The sequence below is a fragment of the Microbacterium sp. genome (assembly GCF_035556355.1).
GTDB lineage: Bacteria > Actinomycetota > Actinomycetes > Actinomycetales > Microbacteriaceae > Microbacterium.
On record NZ_DATMFG010000004.1, the window covers coordinates 1 to 17235 of the forward strand.

A 17235-nucleotide genomic window follows, 5' to 3' on the forward strand; every position below is an offset into this window, starting at 1 on the left:
TAGGAGCACGGCGAGCACCGAGATGAGCCAATTGCCCTGCGTGATCCTCAGGAACGTGTCGTGCCATTTGGAAGGAGGGGGCACCTCGGCGGGCGCCAGGGGCGCGCTGGACGAGCTCACGCTGCGGCTCCTTCTGTCTCGGGCGTCACGCCGGCCATCATGAGGCCGAGCACGTCGCGTGGCGTGTCGCCCGGCACGATGCCGACGATCCTGCCGCGGTACATGACCATGATGCGGTCCGCGAGGGCGGTGACCTCGTCGAGCTCGGTGGAGACGACGATCACGGGCACGCCCTGGTCGCGCGTAGCGACGATGCGCTTGTGGATGAACTCGATCGATCCGACGTCGACACCGCGCGTGGGCTGGGCTGCCACCAGCAGCGACAGGTCACGGCTGAGCTCGCGCGCGAGCACCACCTTCTGCTGGTTGCCGCCCGACAGCGATCCGACCGGGGTGTCGATCCCGGGTGCCCGCACATCGAACTCGGTGAACTTCTCCTTCGCGAAGCGCTCGAGCGTCTTGCGCTGCACGTTGCCGGCCTTGACGAACGGCTCGCCGTTCGCGCGGTCGAGCATGAGGTTCTCGGCGATCGTGAACGCCCCGACCAGGCCGTCCTCCTTGCGGTCCTCGGGCACGAAGCCGACGCCGGCGTCGAGGATGTGACGGATGCTGCGCCCGAGCAGCTCCTCGCCGTTGAGCCGCACGGAGCCCTGCACCTTCGTCTGCAATCCGACGAGCGCCTCGGTCAGCTCGGTCTGGCCGTTGCCTTGGACGCCGGCGATCGCGAGGATCTCGCCGCCGCGCACCTCGAAGCTCACGTCGTTGACGGTGACCTGCCCGCGCGGGTCGATGACGGTGAGCCCCTCGACGACGAGCGAGCTGTCGTTGGGCTTCGGCGGGTCCTTGTGAACCGTGAGCTCGACCGCGCGCCCGACCATCATCGACGCGAGCTCGGCGTTCGTCGCCGTCGGCTCGGCCTCGCCCACGACCTTGCCCAGCCGGATCACGGTGATGCGGTCGGCGACCTCGCGCACTTCGCGGAGCTTGTGGGTGATGAAGACGATCGACGCGCCGGTCTCGCGCAGCTGGCGCATGATCTCCATGAGCTCGTCGGTCTCCTGGGGCGTGAGCACCGCGGTGGGCTCGTCGAACACGAGCACCTTCGCATCGCGCGACAGGGCCTTGATGATCTCGACGCGCTGCTGGACGCCGACGGGGAGGTCTTCGACGACGGCATCCGGGTCGACGTCGAACCCGAATCGCGACGAGATCTCGCGGACGCGCTTGCGCGCCGCCTCGATGTCGAGGAGTCCCGCGGCCTTCGTCGACTCGTGGCCGAGCATGACGTTCTCGGCGACCGTGAAGACGGGGATGAGCATGAAGTGCTGGTGCACCATGCCGACCCCGGCGCGCATCGCGTCGCCGGGACCGCGGAAGTTCTGCACGTGGCCGTCGAGCAGGATGACGCCTTCGTCAGCCTGGTAGAGCCCGTACAGGACGTTCATGAGGGTGGACTTGCCGGCGCCGTTCTCGCCGAGCAGGCAGTGGATCTCGCCGGGCTCGACCACGAGATCGATGTGGTCGTTGGCGACGAGGCTCCCGAACCGCTTGGTTATGCCGCGGAGTTCGAGCTTCATGGTGCAGATCCTAGTGAGCGGGGTGCGGCGGCGCGATGACGCCGTCGCACCGCGAATACGGCTGTGGGGAGGCCGGCGTGCCGGCCTCCCCACAGGGAGCGGTTGTCAGCCCGCGAGGTAGGACTCGACGGGGATCGAGCCGTCGATGATGCCGGCTGCGATCTCGTCGAGCTCACCCTGCAGCTCGGGCGACACACGGTCCTCGAAGTCGTGGAACGGGGCCAGGCCCACGCCGCCGTTCTCGAGGGTGCCCACGAACGGGGTCGGGTCGAAGTCGCCCTGGCCCGCTGCGACCACGGCCTCCTCGACACCGACGTCGATGAGCTTGCGGATCGACGTCAGCAGGAGGTCGGCGACGCTCGGGTCGGTCTCGAACACGTCGGCGTCCACACCGAGGAGCGCGATCTCACGGCCGGAGCCGCGGATCACCGAAGCGGCGCTCTGGTAGATCGGGCCGCCGACCGGCAGGAGCACGTCGACGCCCTGGTCGACGATGCCCTGAGCGGCGTTGATCGCGTCCTGGTTGGCCTCGAAGCCGCCCGTGAACACACCGTCCTGAGCCGCGCGGTCCCAGCCGATGACCTCGACGCTGTCGCCCTTCTGCTCGTTCCAGTACTCGACGCCCTGGGCGAAGCCGTCCATGAAGATCGAGACGGTCGGGAAGTTCATTCCGCCGAAGGTGCCGACCTTCTTGGCCGTCGAGAACGACGCCGACGCGTAGCCGGCGAGGAACGCGGCCTGCGCGGTGTCGAAGACGATCGGCTTGATGTTCGGTGCATCCGTCTCGCCGTCGAAGTCGTTGTCGACGACGTCGTCGATCGACACGAACTCGATGTCGGGGTTGGCCGTGGCGGCCTCGCCCGCGGCCGCGGCGAGCGCGAAGCCGACGGTGATGATCAGGGTGCAGCCCTGGTCGATGAGGCTCGTGATGTTCGGCGCGTAGTCGGACTCGGAGCTGGACTCGACGGCCTTGAAGTCGACGCCCAGCTCGTCGGCGGCGCGCTCGAGGCCCTCGTAGCCGAGCTGGTTGAACGACTTGTCGTCGAAGCCGCCCGCGTCGGAGACCATGCAGGGCAGGAAGCCGTCGACGGCGCCGCCGGCGTCCGCACCGCCGGTCTCGCCGGTGTCTTCGGGGGCCGACGCACAGCCGGCAAGAGCGACGAACATGCTGGCGGCGACCAAGCCGCCGAGCAGTCGCTTTCGGGTGGAAACGGTCAACTCAACCTCCACGGGAGAAGACCCCGCGGACCTCGCGGGTGCATAGAGAAGTTACCCAGTGTCACCAGGCGGTTGCACGCCCGGACCGGGCCTCGGGCCGAATGGTTACAAAGACGCAACAGAGGGCGAGCGCGTCTCGCAGGATGCCTTAGAGGACGTCGCCGCGCCCGTTGAGCTTGAGGGCGTCGACGACGCCCTTCACGCGCTGGGCGTGCTCGCTCGTGGTCACCAGCAGCGCGTCATCCGTGTCGACGACGACGATGTCGTTCACGCCGATGAGGCTGATCACTCGCGACGTCTGGCTCACGACGATCCCGGATGCCGCATCCGACAGGATCCTCGCGTTCTTGCCGAGCACCGCGAGGTCGTTCTTGCGGCCCTTCGAGTTGAGCTTCGCGAGGCTCGCGAAGTCCCCGACGTCGTCCCAGTCGAAGTGACCCGGCACGACGGCGAGGCGTCCCTTCTCGGCAGCGGGCTCGGCGACGGCGTAGTCGATCGCGATCTTGGGCAGCGTGGGCCACACGCGGTCGACGACGGGGCCGCGCGCGTCGCGGTTGTCCCACGCTTCGGCGAGGTCCATGAGTCCTGCGTAGAGGGCGGGCTGGTTGTCGGCGATCTCACCCAGCAGCACGTCGGCCCGCGAGATGAACATGCCCGCGTTCCACAGGTAGTCGCGCGATGCGAAGTACTCCTTCGCGGTCTCGAGGTCGGGCTTCTCGACGAAGCTCTCGACGAGCGCCGCCTCGGGCGCCCCCTCGATCACGAGCGCGCGCTTCTTCTTGATGTAGCCGAAGCCGATGGACGGCTCGCTCGGCTGGATGCCGATCGTGCACACGAAGCCCTCGCGCGCGACCTCGACCGCCTGGCGAACCGCCCACTCGAACAGGTGCGGCACGCGGATGACGTGGTCGGCGGCGAAGGAGCCGATGATGACATCCGGCTCGCGGCGCGCGAGCACGGCGGCGGCGAGGCCGATGGCGGCCGTCGAGTCGCGCGGCTCGGACTCGAGGAAGAGGTTCTTGTCGAGGATGCCCGGCAGCTCCTTCTCGACCGCGGCACGGTGCGCGCGACCGGTCACGACCGCGATCCGGTCGGGACCTGTGAGCGGCTCGAGCCGCTTCCACGTGTCGTGCAGGAGCGTGTGCCCGGAGCCGGTCAGATCGTGCAGGAACTTGGGCGCGTCCGCGCGTGAGAGCGGCCACAGCCGGGAGCCGATCCCGCCTGCGGGGATGACGGCGTAGAAGTCCTCGATCGGTCCGGCCATGCTCACAGGCTAACCGCGCGGACGGTCCGGCACGATTCCTGACCGGCGGGACGCCGCAGCCGTGGGTGATCCAAGCGCCTCCTCGACGGGAATAGGATGGTCGGGGCGCTGTGAAGCGTCCGGGATCCGATCCGGGGCCGACGAAGTGCCCCGGCCATCCGCGTTCTACCCCTAGGAAGGACGGGCCGTGTCTGCTCCAGCGCGCGTCACACCGTCGGTATCCGAGACCACGTCGCGAACCCCCCGCGGAACGCTGTACCGCGGCCGCGAAGGCATGTGGTCGTGGGTGCTGCACCGCATCACCGGCGTGGCGATCTTCTTCTTCCTGTTGGTGCACGTGCTCGACACGGCCCTCATCCGCGTCTCGCCCGAGGCGTACGACGCGGTGATCGGCACCTACAAGAACCCGATCATGGGACTCGGCGAGGTCGTGCTCGTCGCGGCCGTCGCGTACCACGCGTTCAACGGCCTGCGCGTCATGCTCGTCGACTTCTGGCCGTGGGCCACGCGCCACCAGCGCCAGCTGTGGTGGGGCGTCATCGGCGTGTGGGCGGTGACGATGCTGGCCTTCACGCCGCGTCACCTCATGAACGTCTTCGGCGGCATGGGAGGGGGCCACTGATGAGCACCGCACAGGGCGTCTCGATCGCCGATCCCCGCACCCCCATCGCCCCGCGCAGCAAGCGCGGCGGCAACCTCGAGAAATGGGGCTGGATCTACATGCGCGCCTCAGGCGTGCTGCTGATCGTCCTCATCTTCGGGCACCTCTTCGTCAACCTCATGGTCGGCGACGGCATCCACGCGATCGACTTCGGCTTCGTGGCGGGCAAGTTCGCGAGCCCGTTCTGGCAGTGGTGGGACGTGCTCATGCTGTGGCTCGCCCTCATCCACGGCGCGAACGGCATGCGCACGATCGTCAACGACTACGTGACCCACGAGGGCACGCGTCGCGTGCTCGTGTGGGCCCTGTGGCTCGCCGCGGGATTCCTGATCGTCCTCGGAACCCTCGTGGTCTTCACCTTCGACCCGTGCCTCGGTCTGACCGACCAGAGCGCGCAGTGGCTGCAGGAACGCTGCGTCTGACGCCGCGACGACACTCAACAGAGACGGAAAGCACCCCAATCACGTGAGCACCCAGACCGCTGACGGCGTCGTGAAGAACGGCGTCCACTATCACCAGTTCGACATCGTCATCGTGGGCGCCGGCGGCGCAGGAATGCGTGCGGCGATCGAGGCAGGTCCGGGAGCGCGGACGGCCGTCATCACCAAGCTCTACCCGACGCGCTCGCACACCGGCGCGGCACAGGGAGGCATGGCCGCGGCCCTCGCGAACGTCGAGGACGACTCGTGGGAGTGGCACACCTTCGACACCGTCAAGGGCGGCGACTACCTCGTCGACCAGGACGCGGCCGAGATCCTCGCGAAAGAGGCGATCGACGCGGTCATCGACCTCGAGAACATGGGCCTGCCGTTCAACCGCACGCCCGAGGGCAAGATCGACCAGCGCCGGTTCGGCGGTCACACCGCCGATCACGGCAAGACGCCCGTGCGCCGTGCGTGCTACGCGGCCGACCGCACCGGCCACATGATCCTGCAGACGCTGTTCCAGAACTGCGTCAAGCTCGGCATCAACTTCTTCAACGAGTTCTACGTCCTCGACCTCATCACGGTGAAGGACGCGGACGGCGCGACGCAGGTCGCGGGAGTCGTCGCGTACGAGCTGGCGACGGGCGACCTGCACGTCTTCCACTCGAAGGCCGTCATCTTCGCGACGGGCGGCTTCGGCAAGATCTTCAAGACCACGTCCAACGCCCACACGCTCACGGGCGACGGCGTCGGCATCATCTGGCGCAAGGGCCTCCCGCTGGAGGACATGGAGTTCTTCCAGTTCCATCCGACCGGCCTCGCAGGGCTCGGCATCCTCCTCACCGAGGGCGCCCGCGGCGAGGGCGCGATCCTGCGCAACGTCACGGGCGAGCGCTTCATGGAGCGCTACGCCCCCACGATCAAGGACCTCGCGCCGCGCGACATCGTGAGCCGCTGCATGGTGCAGGAGGTTGCTGAGGGCCGCGGCGCCGGCCCGCACCGCGACTACGTGCTGCTGGACTGCACGCACCTGGGCGCCGAAGTGCTCGAGACGAAGCTCCCCGACATCACCGAGTTCGCGCGCACCTACCTCGGAGTCGATCCCGTCGTCGAGCCCGTGCCGGTCATGCCGACCGCGCACTACGCCATGGGCGGCATCCCGACCAACACCGACGCGCAGGTGCTGAGCGACAACACGACCGTCGTCCCCGGCCTGTACGCGGCGGGCGAGTGCGCATGCGTGTCGGTGCACGGCTCGAACCGCCTCGGCACGAACTCGCTGCTCGACATCAACGTCTTCGGCAAGCGCGCCGGCCGCCACGCGGTCGAGTACGTCAAGACGGCCGACTTCGTGCCGCTGCCCGACGATCCCGCCCGCGAGGTGCGCGAGATGATCGAGGGGCTGCGCAACAACCCGGGCACCGAGCGCATCGCCGTCCTGCGCAAGACGCTGCAGGACGAGATGGACCGCAAGGCCCAGGTGTTCCGCACCGAGGAGTCGCTCAGCGAGGTGCTCGAGGTGATCGAAGACCTCCGCGCCCGCTACCGCAACGTCCACGTCGACGACAAGGGCCGCCGCTACAACACCGACCTCCTCGAGGCGGTCGAGCTCGGGTTCCTGCTCGACATCGCCGAGGTCGTCGTCGTCGCCGCACGCAACCGCAAGGAGAGCCGCGGCGGCCACATGCGCGACGACTTCCCTGCGCGCGACGACGAGAACTACATGAAGCACACGATGGCGTATCTGACAGGCGATCCGCACTCGTCCAACTCGGAGGACCACATCCGACTCGATTGGAAGCCGGTCGTCATCACGCGCTACCAGCCGATGGAGAGGAAGTACTGAGATGACCTCGACCGTCCTCGAGACGACCGACGCGCACGACGGCGTCGAGCAGTCCCCGGCCGACACCGGCATCCAGTCGTTCCTCGTCACGTTCATCATCCGGCGCTTCGACCCCGAGGTCGACGAGGAGCCGCGTTGGGTCGACTACGACGTCGAGCTCTACTCGACGGACCGCGTGCTCGACGCGCTGCACAAGATCAAGTGGGAGGTCGACGGCTCGCTGACGTTCCGCCGCTCGTGCGCCCACGGCATCTGCGGCTCCGACGCGATGCGCATCAACGGGCGCAACCGCCTGGCCTGCAAAACGCTCATCAAGGACCTCGACATCTCGCAGCCCATCTACGTCGAGGCGATCAAGGGCCTGCCCCTCGAGAAGGACCTCGTCGTCGACATGGAGCCGTTCTTCGCGTCCTACCGCGAGGTGCAGCCGTTCCTCATCTCGGGCACGGCCCCCGAGCCGGGCAAGGAGCGCATCCAGTCGATCGTCAACCGTGAGATCTTCGACGACACGACCAAGTGCATCCTGTGCGCGGCGTGCACGTCGTCGTGCCCGGTGTTCTGGACCGACGGTCAGTACTTCGGCCCCGCCGCGATCGTCAACGCGCACCGGTTCATCTTCGACTCGCGTGACGACGCCGCCCAGGTGCGCCTCGACATCCTCAACGACAAAGAGGGCGTGTGGCGCTGCCGCACGACGTTCAACTGCACCGAGGCGTGCCCCCGCGGCATCGAGGTCACGAAGGCGATCGCAGAGGTCAAGCAGGCCGTTCTGCGCGGGCGAGGCTAGGGCCCGCGAGTGGACGCGTCGCAACGGAGCGATGGTCCGCTGACCAAGAGCAAGACGAACCGGCGGATGCCGCGCCCCGCGCCGCCCGGGCCCTGGAAGGCCGCCCGCGGAGCGGTCACGGCAGCATACGTGGCGCAGGGCCTCGGCTACGCCGTCGTCGTCACCTCGCTCCCCGCGCTCAAGGCGCGCCAGCAGGTCGACGACATGACGGTCTCGCTCATCGTGCTCGGCGTCGCGATCATGGCGGCGGGAGGCTCGCTCGTGGCGAATGCGGTGGCGGTGCGCTTCGGCAGCCGCGCTGCGCTCACCCTGGGCCTGGCGATCCAGGCGATCGCGCTCCCCGTCATCGCGGTGCCGGCGCCGTTCGGCGTCTTCGTCGCCGCGTGGGCGGTGTTCGGCGTCGGGCTCGGCTGCGTCGACGCGTCCGCCGCGATGCAGGGAGTCGCGGTCCAGCGGGCGTACGGCCGTCCCGTGCTCGGCGGCTTCTTCGCGGCAGCGACGGCCGCCGCGATCGTCGGCGCACTGCTCGTGTCGGCGGTCGCGGCATCCGCGTTCGCCGCCGGCATCGCGCTCGCATGCGCGGCCGTCGTCGCCCTCGCCGCCGCCGTCATCGTCGCCCGCTTCTCGGCCCGCGAGACGCCGGTCGACGAGGCTCTGCCGCCCGCGGAGCGCACACGCCTGCCGCGTGCCGGCATCTGGGTGTTCGGGCTCGTCGTGCTCGCGATCTTCGTCGCGGACTCGGCCGTGAGCACGTGGAGCACGGTCTACCTGCAGGACGACCTGTTCGCGGTTGCGTGGGTCGCGCCGCTCGGCTACGCCGCGTATCAGGCGGTCGTGCTCGTGACGCGACTCGTGACGGATCGTCTGCTGTCGGTCGTCGACCGTCGCCGCATCGTCGCGGTCGCCGCGTCCGTGTCGGCGGTGGGGTGCGCGCTCGTCGCGTTCGTGCCGGTGCCGGGCGTCGCGGTCGCGGGCTTCGCGCTCGCGGGTGTGTCGGCAGGCGTGCTCATCCCGGTGACGTTCGGCGCGGCGGGCGAGCTCGACCCGGCGCACAGCGACCAGGTGATCGCGCGCGTGAACCTCTTCAACTACGCCGGCGCGATCCTCGGCGCGGTGGTGCTCGGACTCCTCGCCGATGCACCCGGACTCGGGCCGGCCTTCCTCCTTCCCGCCGTCGCACTCGCCGCGATCCTGTTCGCGGTGCCGAGGTTCCGGGCGGCATCGAGGGGCGCGCCCGCCACCGCCCGCTAATCTGACTGCGTGGCGCGACACAAGGGCCGTGCTTCCTCGCCGCAGGCCCAGAGCGAGGCCGACGAGGCGGCGCGCACCGAAGAGTCTCTCCGGGCCCGGTGGGAGACGACGCAGTCCACCCTGCGCGCGCGACTCGACGACCCGATCGAGCGTGCGTCGAAGCTGACTCGCCGGACGCTCGCGTGGTTCCCGATCCGGGTGTGGCGGCACTTCCTCCAGCACAACGGCTTCCTTCTCGCGGCGGGCATCAGCTACCAGGCCCTCTTCGCGATCTTCGCGGCGGTGTACCTCGCGTTCGCGATCGCGGGGCTGTGGCTGGGGGGCAGCCCCGAGGCGATCCAGGCGATGATCGACCTGATCAACAGCTACATCCCGGGGCTCATCAGCGAAGACGACTCCGGCCTGTTCACCGTCGAGCAGGTGACGAGCATCGCGACCAGCAGCGCGAGCGTGCTCGGTGTCACGGGTCTGGTCGCCCTCGTCACCGTGGTCTGGACCGCGATCGGCTTCGTGACGTTCGCACGCCGCGCGGTCCGCGACATCTTCGGCCTCGAACCCGACCGGCGCAGCTACGTCATCTTGAAGGCCCGCGACCTGCTCGCGGCGCTCATCTTCGGCGTGGCGCTCGTCCTCGGCTCGGCGCTCAACTACCTCGGCACATGGGCGATCAGCGTGGTGTTCGGCCTGTTCGGCTGGGACACGTCCTCCCTCCTCTACCAGGCGGGCGGTTTCGTGGCGTCCGTCGCCGTCTCGTTCTCGGTGTTCAGCGCGGCCCTCGCCGGCCTCGTGCGGTTCCTCACCGGCACCGAGCTGCAGTGGCGACGGATCTGGCCGGGCGCGCTGCTCGGCGGCGGCGCGATCACGGTTCTGCAGCTGGGTGCGGGCCTGCTCGTGAGCTACACCCCGACGAATCCGCTCCTCGCGACGTTTGCGATCTTCGTCGGTCTCCTGCTGTGGTTCCGCATCATGGGCGTCATCATCCTCGTCGCGGCGTCGTGGATCGCGGTGCGCGCGAACGACGTCAACGAGCCGCTGCTGCCCGAGTCGGAGGCGGATCGTCTCGCCGAGGAGCATCGCGCCCTCGTGCTCGCAGCGCGCGTGCGGCTGCGCACGGCTCGCGCGGCCCGCGACCAGGCGCCGTGGTACCGCGTGTGGGCGGCCGACCGCGCGGTGCACGACGCGGAGCGGGAGCTCGCCGAGGTCGAGGCATCCGCTCCCCCGGTCAAGAACGAGCGTCGGGGCAGCCTGCTCGAGTGAGGTGTGTCGGCGCCCGCGGCTAGGCTGGCACGCATGCCTCGCCGCGTTCGCATCGCCTCCGTCAACGTCAACGGCATCCGCGCGGCGACGCGCAAAGGCATGATCGAGTGGCTCGACGCCGCCGACATCGACCTCATGGCGCTGCAAGAGGTGCGTGCGACGCGCGACGAGCTCGCCGCAGTGCTCCCGGGCTGGCAGCTCGTGAACGACGAGGCGCTGCTCAAGGGTCGCGCGGGCGTCGCGATCGCGAGCCGCGACCGAGCGATCGACGTGCGAACCGCCCTGAGTCCCGAGCCGCTCGACTCCGCGGGGCGCTGGATCGAGGCCGACTTCGAGGTCGACGGCGAGCGCGTGACGATCGTGAGCGCGTACGTGCCGACCGGCGAGGCCGACACTCCGCGGCAGGACGCGAAGTGGGCATTCCTCGACGCGATGGAGAAGCGGATGCCGCTGCTCGCGTCCGACAACCCGCTCGCGCTCATCATGGGCGACCTCAACGTCGGGCACCGCGAGCTCGACATCCGCAACTGGAAGGGCAACGTCAAGAAGGCGGGCTTCCTCCCTCGCGAACGCGCGTACTTCGACCGCTTCCTCGGGCCCGCGGGTCAGCCGGTGGAGTGCGTGGACGATACGACGGGCATCGGCCTCGGATGGGTCGACGTCGGGCGCCGGTGGGCGGGCGAAGTGCCCGGACCGTACACATGGTGGTCGATGCGCGGGCGCGCATTCGACAACGACTCGGGGTGGCGCATCGACTACCACCTCGCCACCCCGGCGCTCGCCGAGCGCGTGACGGACTACGCCGTGTTCCGCGCCCCCTCGTGGGACACGCGATGGAGCGACCACTCGCCCGTCATCGCGGACTACACGCTCGGTCATTGAACCGCGCGGGCGTCGGGGGCGAGATCGCTCATTAGGATTGCTGGGTGACGAAACCGCGCCTGTACTCCGGAATGCAGCCCTCCGCCGATTCGCTGCACATCGGCAACTACATCGGAGCCCTGATGCAGTGGCGCGATCTGCAGGAGTCCTACGACGCGTTCTTCTCGGTCGTCGACCTGCACGCCCTGACGCAGCCCAACGATCCCGCCGAACTGCGCGAGAAGACGCGTCGCACGGCCGCCCAGTACATCGCGGCGGGCATCGAGCCGTCGCGATCGACGCTGTACGTGCAGTCGCACGTGCGCGCGCACGCCGAGCTGGCATGGATCCTCTCGACGATCACGGGCTTCGGCGAGGCCGGCCGCATGACGCAGTTCAAAGACAAGTCGCAGCGGTACGGGTCCGACGCGACGTCGGTCGGGCTCTTCACGTACCCCGTGCTGATGGCGGCCGACATCCTGCTCTACCAGACCGACATCGTGCCGGTCGGCGACGACCAGAAGCAGCACGTCGAGCTCACCCGCGACCTCGCCGAGCGATTCAACTCGCGCTACGGGCAGACGTTCCGCGTGCCCACGCCCGTCATCCAGCGCGACACCGCGCGCATCTACGACCTGCAGAACCCGACGTCGAAGATGTCGAAGTCGGCGGAGTCGGATGCCGGCATCCTGTGGCTGCTCGACGACCCGGCCAAGACGCGCAAGAAGATCATGCGCGCGGTGACCGACTCCGAGGGCACTGTGCGGTACGACACCGAGAACAAGCCCGGCGTCTCGAACCTGCTCGTGATCTACGCGGCGCTCACCGGCCGGCAGATCGGCGCGATCGAGGACGAATACGCCGGACGCGGCTACGGCGACTTCAAGAAGGGCCTCGCCGAGGTCGTGGTCGAGGAGTTCGCGCCCGTGCGCGAGCGCGCGCTGACCCTGCTCGCCGACCCGGCCGAGCTCGACCGCCTGCTCGCCGAGAACGCGGCGAAGGCCGACGCGGTCGCCGACCGCACGCTCGCCGACGTGTACGACAAGGTCGGTCTGCTGCGCCGCGTGCGCCTGTAACCGGATGCGCCGGGCCGCGCAGCGGCGGCTATCGTGGCGGGATGCAGCCCGTCGTCCTCCGCTCCGCGAGACTCGAACTGTCGCTTCCCGTCGCCTCCGACGCCAACACGATGTTCGAGGCGTGCCAGGATCCGGCGATCCAGCGGTACACGACGATCCCGACGCCCTACGAGCGCCGGCACGCCGAGGCGTTCATCGCCCAGATCTCGAAGGACTGGGAGGCAGGTCGCAACCTCACGTGGGGCATCCGCGAAGCCGGCGCCCTCGTCGGCACGATCGGACTCTACGGTGTCGAGAACGGCGCGGGAGAGATCGGGTACTGGGTCGCCCCGTGGGCGCGGGGTCGCCGGATCCTCATCGAGGCCGCGGTGACGGTCATCGACTGGGGTTTCTCCGCCGACGGCCTGAAGCTCCGGCGCATCGGGTGGCGCGCGGTCGCGGGCAACATCGCATCCGCGCGCTCCGCGCGCACACTCGGATTCCGCTATGAGGGACTGCTGCGTCAGGCGCTCGTGAGCAGCGACGGGCGACGCGACGACGGATGGATCGCAGGACTCCTCGCCGACGACGACCGGATGCCGCAGCCCTGGCCCGTGCTCGATCGAGCCGCGCGCGAGACGCTCGTCGGCGGCCCGTGACAGGATGAGCCCATGCCCGAGATGCCTGAGGTGCAGGGCCTCGTCGACTTCCTGCGCGAGCGCACGACCGGCCTGCGCGTGACGCGTGCGACCGTCGCGAACATCGCCGCGCTCAAGACCTACGACCCCCCGATCGAGTCGCTGAAGGACGCGCAGATCACGGGCGTCGAGCGCCACGGCAAGTTCGTCGACATCGCGACGACCACCGGCGACGACGCCGGAGCCGGACCCCACCTCGTCTTCCACCTCGCGAAGGCCGGATGGCTGCGCTGGTACGACGAGCTTCCGCAGACGATCATCCGGCCGGGCAAGACCCCCATCGCGCTTCGCGTGGGGCTCTCCGACGGCTCGGGCTTCGACCTCACCGAAGCGGGAACGAAGAAGTCGCTCGCGGTCTACGTCGTACGCGATCCTTCCGAAGTGGCGGGCATCGCGCGGCTCGGGCCGGATCCGCTCGACCCGTCGTTCGATCGCGACACGTTCGCAGGGCTGCTCGCGGGGCGCCGCACGCAGATCAAGGGCGTGCTGCGCGACCAGGCGATCATCGCGGGCGTGGGGAACGCGTACTCCGACGAGATCCTGCACGCGGCCAAGATGTCGCCGTACGCCCTCGCGGCGGGACTGTCCGACGAAGAGATCGACCGGCTCTACACCGCGATGACCGAGACCCTCGCCGAGGCGCTGGCCGCGGCATCCGGAAAGCCCCCCGCCGACCTCAAAGACGCCAAGCGCCGCGGAATGCGCGTGCACGGGCGGCGCGGCGAGGCGTGCCCCGTGTGCGGCGACGAGGTGCGCAGCGTCTTCTTCGCCGACAACTCGCTCGAGTACTGCCCGACCTGCCAGACGGGCGGAAAGATCCTCGCCGACCGGCGGCTGTCGCGCCTCCTGAAGTGACGAGCGCCTCGCGTCGCTCGCGCGCCCGTCAGACCTGCGCCTGCTCGCGCACGTCGTCGTCGACCCAGTCGAGCGACTTCGAGACGGCCTTCTTCCACAGGCGGTAGCGGCGCTCGCGCTCGTCGACGCTCATGCGCGGCTCGAAGCGCGCATCCTCGCGCCAGTGCGAGCGCAGCTCATCGCGGTCACGCCACACGCCTGTCGCGAGTCCCGCGGCGTACGCGGCTCCGAGCGCGGTCGTCTCGACCACCTGGGGCCGCACGACGGGAATTCCGAGCACGTCGGCTTGGAACTGCATGAGGAGGTCATCACGGGTCATGCCGCCGTCGACGCGTAGCTCGTCGAGCGCGCGCCCCGTGTCGGTCACGACCGCCTCGATCACGTCGCGCGACTGGAAGGCCGTCGACTCGAGGGCGGCACGAGCGATGTGCCCCTTGTTGACGTACCGCGTCATGCCCACGAGCGCGCCTCGCGCGTCGGGTCGCCAGTGCGGCGCGAACAGCCCCGAGAACGCCGGGACGAAGTAGGCCCCGCCGTTGTCGGCGACGGTCGCCGCGAGCGTCTCGACCTCCTCCGACCGGTTGATGATGCCGAGGTTGTCGCGCAGCCACTGCACGAGCGATCCGGTGACCGCGATCGACCCTTCGAGCGCGTACCGCGCGGGCTCGTCGCGGCAGCGGTAGGCGACGGTCGTGATGAGGCCGCTCTCGGAGCGCACGATCTCGGTGCCTGTGTTCACGAGCAGGAAGTTGCCCGTTCCGTACGTGTTCTTCGACTCTCCGACATCGAACGCGGCCTGGCCGAACGTCGCCGCCTGCTGGTCGCCGAGGATGCCGGCGATCGGCACGCCGTGCAGCGAGTCGGGCAGGTGCGCGGAGCCGACGACTTCGGACGACGACCGGATCTCGGGCATCATCGCGCGGGGGATCCCCCACACCTCGAGCAGCTCGTCCGACCAGTCGAGCGTGCGCAGGTCCATGAGCAGCGTGCGCGACGCGTTCGTGACGTCGGTCACGTGGATGCCGCCGCGCGCGCCGCCCGTGAGGTTCCACACCACCCATGTGTCGGGCGTGCCGAAGAGCAGATCGCCCGCCGCAGCGGCCTCACGAGCGCCGGGCACGTGGTCGAGGATCCACGCGATCTTCGATGCGGAGAAGTAGGTCGCGAGCGGGAGGCCGGTGATCTCGGCGAAGCGGTGCGGTCCGCCCTCCCGGGCGAGCTCGTCGATGCGCGGCTGCGTGCGGGTGTCCTGCCACACGAGCGCGTTGCAGACGGGGCGACCGGTTGTCCGGTCCCACACGATCGCGGTCTCGCGCTGGTTCGTGACGCCGACGGCGGCGACATCGGATGCCGACACCCGCGCCCGCGCGAGGGCCGCCGCGATGACCCATTCGGTGCCGGTCCAGATCTCGACGGGGTCGTGCTCGACCCAGCCCGCACGGGGGAGGATCTGCTCGTGCTCGCGCTGCGCGGAGGAGACGATCGCACCTGCGGCGTCGAACACGATCGCCCTCGTGGAGGTGGTGCCCTGGTCGATCGCCAGCACGTGCTGCGTCACATCGTCTCCTCGCTGCCTCGTCGCCGCATCCGCCTCGTCAGGCTATCGCGACGGCGGCGTCACGAGCGGACGCCGGTCCACGACGGGTCGGCCGCGTACACCGCCGCGATCGCGCGCTCGACTTCGGCCGCGACCGCGGAATCGTCCCACCCGAGCACCGGGGCGACGGCGTCGGCGACTTCGCGCGCCGCGCCTTCGGCTTCTCCGATGAACGCGAGGCTCGTGCGCCGGAGCAGGAGGTCATCGAGATGCACGACGTGCTCGGTGCGCGCGAGGTGGCGCAGCTCTCCGGTCGAGTAGCCCGGCGCGTTCGCGAGGGGCGCGTCGTCGGGGTCGTCGACGATCGCGGCGATGACCTCCGCCGCAACGGTGCCGTACCGGTCGAGCAGCACGGACGCGCGCGCGAACCCCACACCCGTGTCGTGCTCGGCGATCCACCCGTGCCGCGCACGCTCGCTCACCGGGAACCCCCTCCCGCCGCCGATCGGCACACCGCGCGTCGAGCGCCGCCGCGGCACCGCGAGCACGTCGAGCACGCGGTCGGCGAGGTGCGCGGCGGAGGCCCGGAACGTGGTCCATTTGCCGCCGACGAGGCTCAGCAGCGCCGCATCCGTCGCCCCGCCGATCGATCCGCGTTCGATCCGGTAGTCGCGAGAGACGAAGCCCGGGGCGAGGTCTCCGTGTCCGGGGAGCGGCCTGACGCCCGAGAATCGGTACACGATGCTCGATCGGTCGACCTCGATGTCGGGCAGCACGTGGCGGATGAGCGCGATGAAGTAGTCGACCTCCTCCTCGGTGCACACGATCGGGTCGGCCATGTCGTGCTCGAGGTCGGTCGTTCCGACGAGCACGCGCCCCTTCAGCGGGTAGATGAGCACGATGCGCCCGTCGCTGTGCTCGAAGAACAGCTCGTGGCCGCCCGTCGCCGCGAGCAGCGCGGGGTGGTCGAGCACGATGTGCGAGCCCTTCGTGCCGCCCATGAAACGGGTCGACTCGCCGAGCGCGTCGTTGGTCAGGTCGGTCCACGGGCCCGACGCGTTGACGACGACGGATGCCGCGAACGCCACCTCTTCGCCCGATTCGACATCGCGCACGACCACGCGCCCGTCGCGCTCGCCGACCGCCTCGGCGTAGTTCGCGGCGCGCGCACGATCGCCGCCCGCGGCGAGCCCGTCGCGCAGCACGTCGAGCGCGAGGCGTTCGGGGTCGTGGAGGGACGCGTCCCAATAGGTCGCCGTGTAGCGCACGGCGGGGTTGAGCGACGGGAAGCGCTCGAGCGACTGCCGCCGCCCGTGGAAGGTGTGCCGCGGCACCCGCCCGCCCCCGCGCGAGAAGGAGTCGTAGATCATGAGCCCGATCTTGATGAGCGCCGCCCCGCGCTCGCGCGGGCGTCCTTTGCCGTGACGGAGGAACCGCAGCGGCGCGCTGAGCACACCCGAGAAGGTCGTGAAGATCGGGATCGTCGTCTGGAGCGGTCGCACGTAGTGCGGTGCCGTGCGCAGCAGCGCGTTGCGCTCGGTCACCGCCTCGGCGACGAGGCGGAACTCGCCGTTCTCCAGATAGCGGATGCCGCCGTGGATCATGTGGCTCGACGCGGCGGACGCTCCGCTCACGAAGTCGCCGCGCTCGACGAGCGCGACGTCGACACCCTGCATCGCGAGGTCGCGGAAGGTCGCAAGGCCGTTGATGCCGCCGCCGACGATGAGAACGTCCGCGTACGGGCGCTCCGCGATCGCCCTGAATCCCGGCCGGCGCTGTGCCCCCTGCATCGTCGGTCCCCTTCCCGTTCCCCCAGGCTATGCGCGCTCGCCGACACGCGGGCCGCACGCCGCGCGCTCCCGCCACACCTGCGCGCAGTCCCC

At 69.7% G+C, this 17235-nt stretch carries 15 protein-coding genes; 10 read left to right on the plus strand and 5 right to left on the minus strand.

The genetic code is table 11. The features are described from left to right. Positions 1 to 116: 116 nt before the first annotated feature. The 3 genes from VNR19_RS00225 to VNR19_RS00235 all read right to left on the minus strand — a co-directional run bounded on the left by VNR19_RS00225 (position 117) and on the right by VNR19_RS00235 (position 4119). Positions 117 to 1637, minus strand: coding sequence for an ABC transporter ATP-binding protein (locus VNR19_RS00225; protein WP_325722725.1), 1521 nt, complete (start codon positions 1635 to 1637; stop codon positions 117 to 119). Positions 1638 to 1742: 105 nt separating this feature from the next. Further along, a complete protein-coding gene (locus VNR19_RS00230) occupies positions 1743 to 2855 on the minus strand; it encodes a BMP family lipoprotein (RefSeq protein WP_325722727.1) in 1113 nt (370 codons plus the stop codon). Positions 2856 to 3003: 148 nt separating this feature from the next. Further along, a complete protein-coding gene (locus VNR19_RS00235; RefSeq protein WP_325722729.1) occupies positions 3004 to 4119 on the minus strand; it encodes a mannose-1-phosphate guanylyltransferase in 1116 nt (371 codons plus the stop codon). 187 nt (positions 4120 to 4306) lie between these two features. Here VNR19_RS00235 and sdhC point away from each other — a divergent pair, with 187 nt between their 5' ends. The 10 genes from sdhC (at position 4307) to VNR19_RS00285 (ending at position 13815) form a co-directional block, all read left to right on the plus strand. Next, a complete protein-coding gene (sdhC, locus tag VNR19_RS00240) occupies positions 4307 to 4741 on the plus strand; it encodes a succinate dehydrogenase, cytochrome b556 subunit (RefSeq protein ID WP_325722731.1) in 435 nt (144 codons plus the stop codon). Further along, on the plus strand, positions 4741 to 5202 hold the full coding sequence (locus VNR19_RS00245) for a succinate dehydrogenase hydrophobic membrane anchor subunit (RefSeq protein WP_325722733.1): 462 nt from the start codon (positions 4741 to 4743) through the stop codon (positions 5200 to 5202). Before sdhC ends, VNR19_RS00245 begins: the two co-directional genes overlap by 1 nt. A 43-nt stretch (positions 5203 to 5245) precedes the next feature. After that, positions 5246 to 7051, plus strand: coding sequence for a succinate dehydrogenase flavoprotein subunit (sdhA, locus tag VNR19_RS00250; RefSeq protein WP_325722735.1), 1806 nt, complete (start codon positions 5246 to 5248; stop codon positions 7049 to 7051). Between the two features lies 1 nt (position 7052). Next, positions 7053 to 7838, plus strand: a complete 786-nt coding sequence (locus VNR19_RS00255; RefSeq protein WP_325722736.1) for a succinate dehydrogenase iron-sulfur subunit — start codon at positions 7053 to 7055, stop codon at positions 7836 to 7838. 129 nt (positions 7839 to 7967) lie between these two features. Continuing rightward, positions 7968 to 9089 carry an MFS transporter gene (locus VNR19_RS00260; protein WP_325722738.1) on the plus strand — a complete coding sequence of 374 codons (1122 nt, stop codon included), beginning with the start codon at positions 7968 to 7970 and terminating at the stop codon, positions 9087 to 9089. 9 nt (positions 9090 to 9098) lie between these two features. Beyond that, complete coding sequence (locus VNR19_RS00265) at positions 9099 to 10346, plus strand: YihY/virulence factor BrkB family protein (protein ID WP_325722740.1); 1248 nt, start codon at positions 9099 to 9101, stop codon at positions 10344 to 10346. A 33-nt stretch (positions 10347 to 10379) separates the two neighbouring features. Then, entirely contained in the window at positions 10380 to 11228 is an 849-nt protein-coding gene (locus tag VNR19_RS00270) for an exodeoxyribonuclease III (RefSeq protein WP_325722742.1), read from the plus strand. A gap of 44 nt (positions 11229 to 11272) precedes the next feature. Further along, entirely contained in the window at positions 11273 to 12283 is a 1011-nt protein-coding gene (trpS, locus tag VNR19_RS00275) for a tryptophan--tRNA ligase (protein ID WP_325722744.1), read from the plus strand. A 41-nt stretch (positions 12284 to 12324) separates the two neighbouring features. After that, positions 12325 to 12921: a GNAT family N-acetyltransferase gene (locus tag VNR19_RS00280; RefSeq protein ID WP_325722746.1), complete on the plus strand. Its 597-nt coding sequence runs from the start codon at positions 12325 to 12327 to the stop codon at positions 12919 to 12921. 12 nt (positions 12922 to 12933) lie between these two features. Then, positions 12934 to 13815, plus strand: a complete 882-nt coding sequence (locus VNR19_RS00285; protein WP_325722748.1) for a DNA-formamidopyrimidine glycosylase family protein — start codon at positions 12934 to 12936, stop codon at positions 13813 to 13815. A 28-nt stretch (positions 13816 to 13843) separates the two neighbouring features. On the opposite strand, the gene glpK is transcribed toward VNR19_RS00285, so the two are convergent. Together glpK and VNR19_RS00295 are read right to left on the minus strand one after the other, a co-directional pair. Continuing rightward, complete coding sequence (glpK, locus tag VNR19_RS00290) at positions 13844 to 15373, minus strand: glycerol kinase GlpK (RefSeq protein ID WP_325722751.1); 1530 nt, start codon at positions 15371 to 15373, stop codon at positions 13844 to 13846. A gap of 59 nt (positions 15374 to 15432) precedes the next feature. After that, on the minus strand, positions 15433 to 17142 hold the full coding sequence (locus VNR19_RS00295) for a glycerol-3-phosphate dehydrogenase/oxidase (RefSeq protein WP_325722753.1): 1710 nt from the start codon (positions 17140 to 17142) through the stop codon (positions 15433 to 15435). Between the last annotated feature and the right edge of the window lie 93 nt (positions 17143 to 17235).

What these genes read in the sequence shown, in the direction of transcription:
- VNR19_RS00225 (WP_325722725.1), bottom strand. Translation starts at nt 1,637, where the DNA reads ATGAAGCTCGAACTCCGCGGCATAACCAAGCGGTTCGGGAGCCTCGTC.
- VNR19_RS00235 (WP_325722729.1), bottom strand. Translation starts at nt 4,119, where the DNA reads ATGGCCGGACCGATCGAGGACTTCTACGCCGTCATCCCCGCAGGCGGG.
- VNR19_RS00245 (WP_325722733.1), top strand. Translation starts at nt 4,741, where the DNA reads ATGAGCACCGCACAGGGCGTCTCGATCGCCGATCCCCGCACCCCCATC.
- VNR19_RS00255 (WP_325722736.1), top strand. Translation starts at nt 7,053, where the DNA reads ATGACCTCGACCGTCCTCGAGACGACCGACGCGCACGACGGCGTCGAG.
- VNR19_RS00270 (WP_325722742.1), top strand. Translation starts at nt 10,380, where the DNA reads ATGCCTCGCCGCGTTCGCATCGCCTCCGTCAACGTCAACGGCATCCGC.
- VNR19_RS00280 (WP_325722746.1), top strand. Translation starts at nt 12,325, where the DNA reads ATGCAGCCCGTCGTCCTCCGCTCCGCGAGACTCGAACTGTCGCTTCCC.
- VNR19_RS00285 (WP_325722748.1), top strand. Translation starts at nt 12,934, where the DNA reads ATGCCCGAGATGCCTGAGGTGCAGGGCCTCGTCGACTTCCTGCGCGAG.
- VNR19_RS00295 (WP_325722753.1), bottom strand. Translation starts at nt 17,142, where the DNA reads ATGCAGGGGGCACAGCGCCGGCCGGGATTCAGGGCGATCGCGGAGCGC.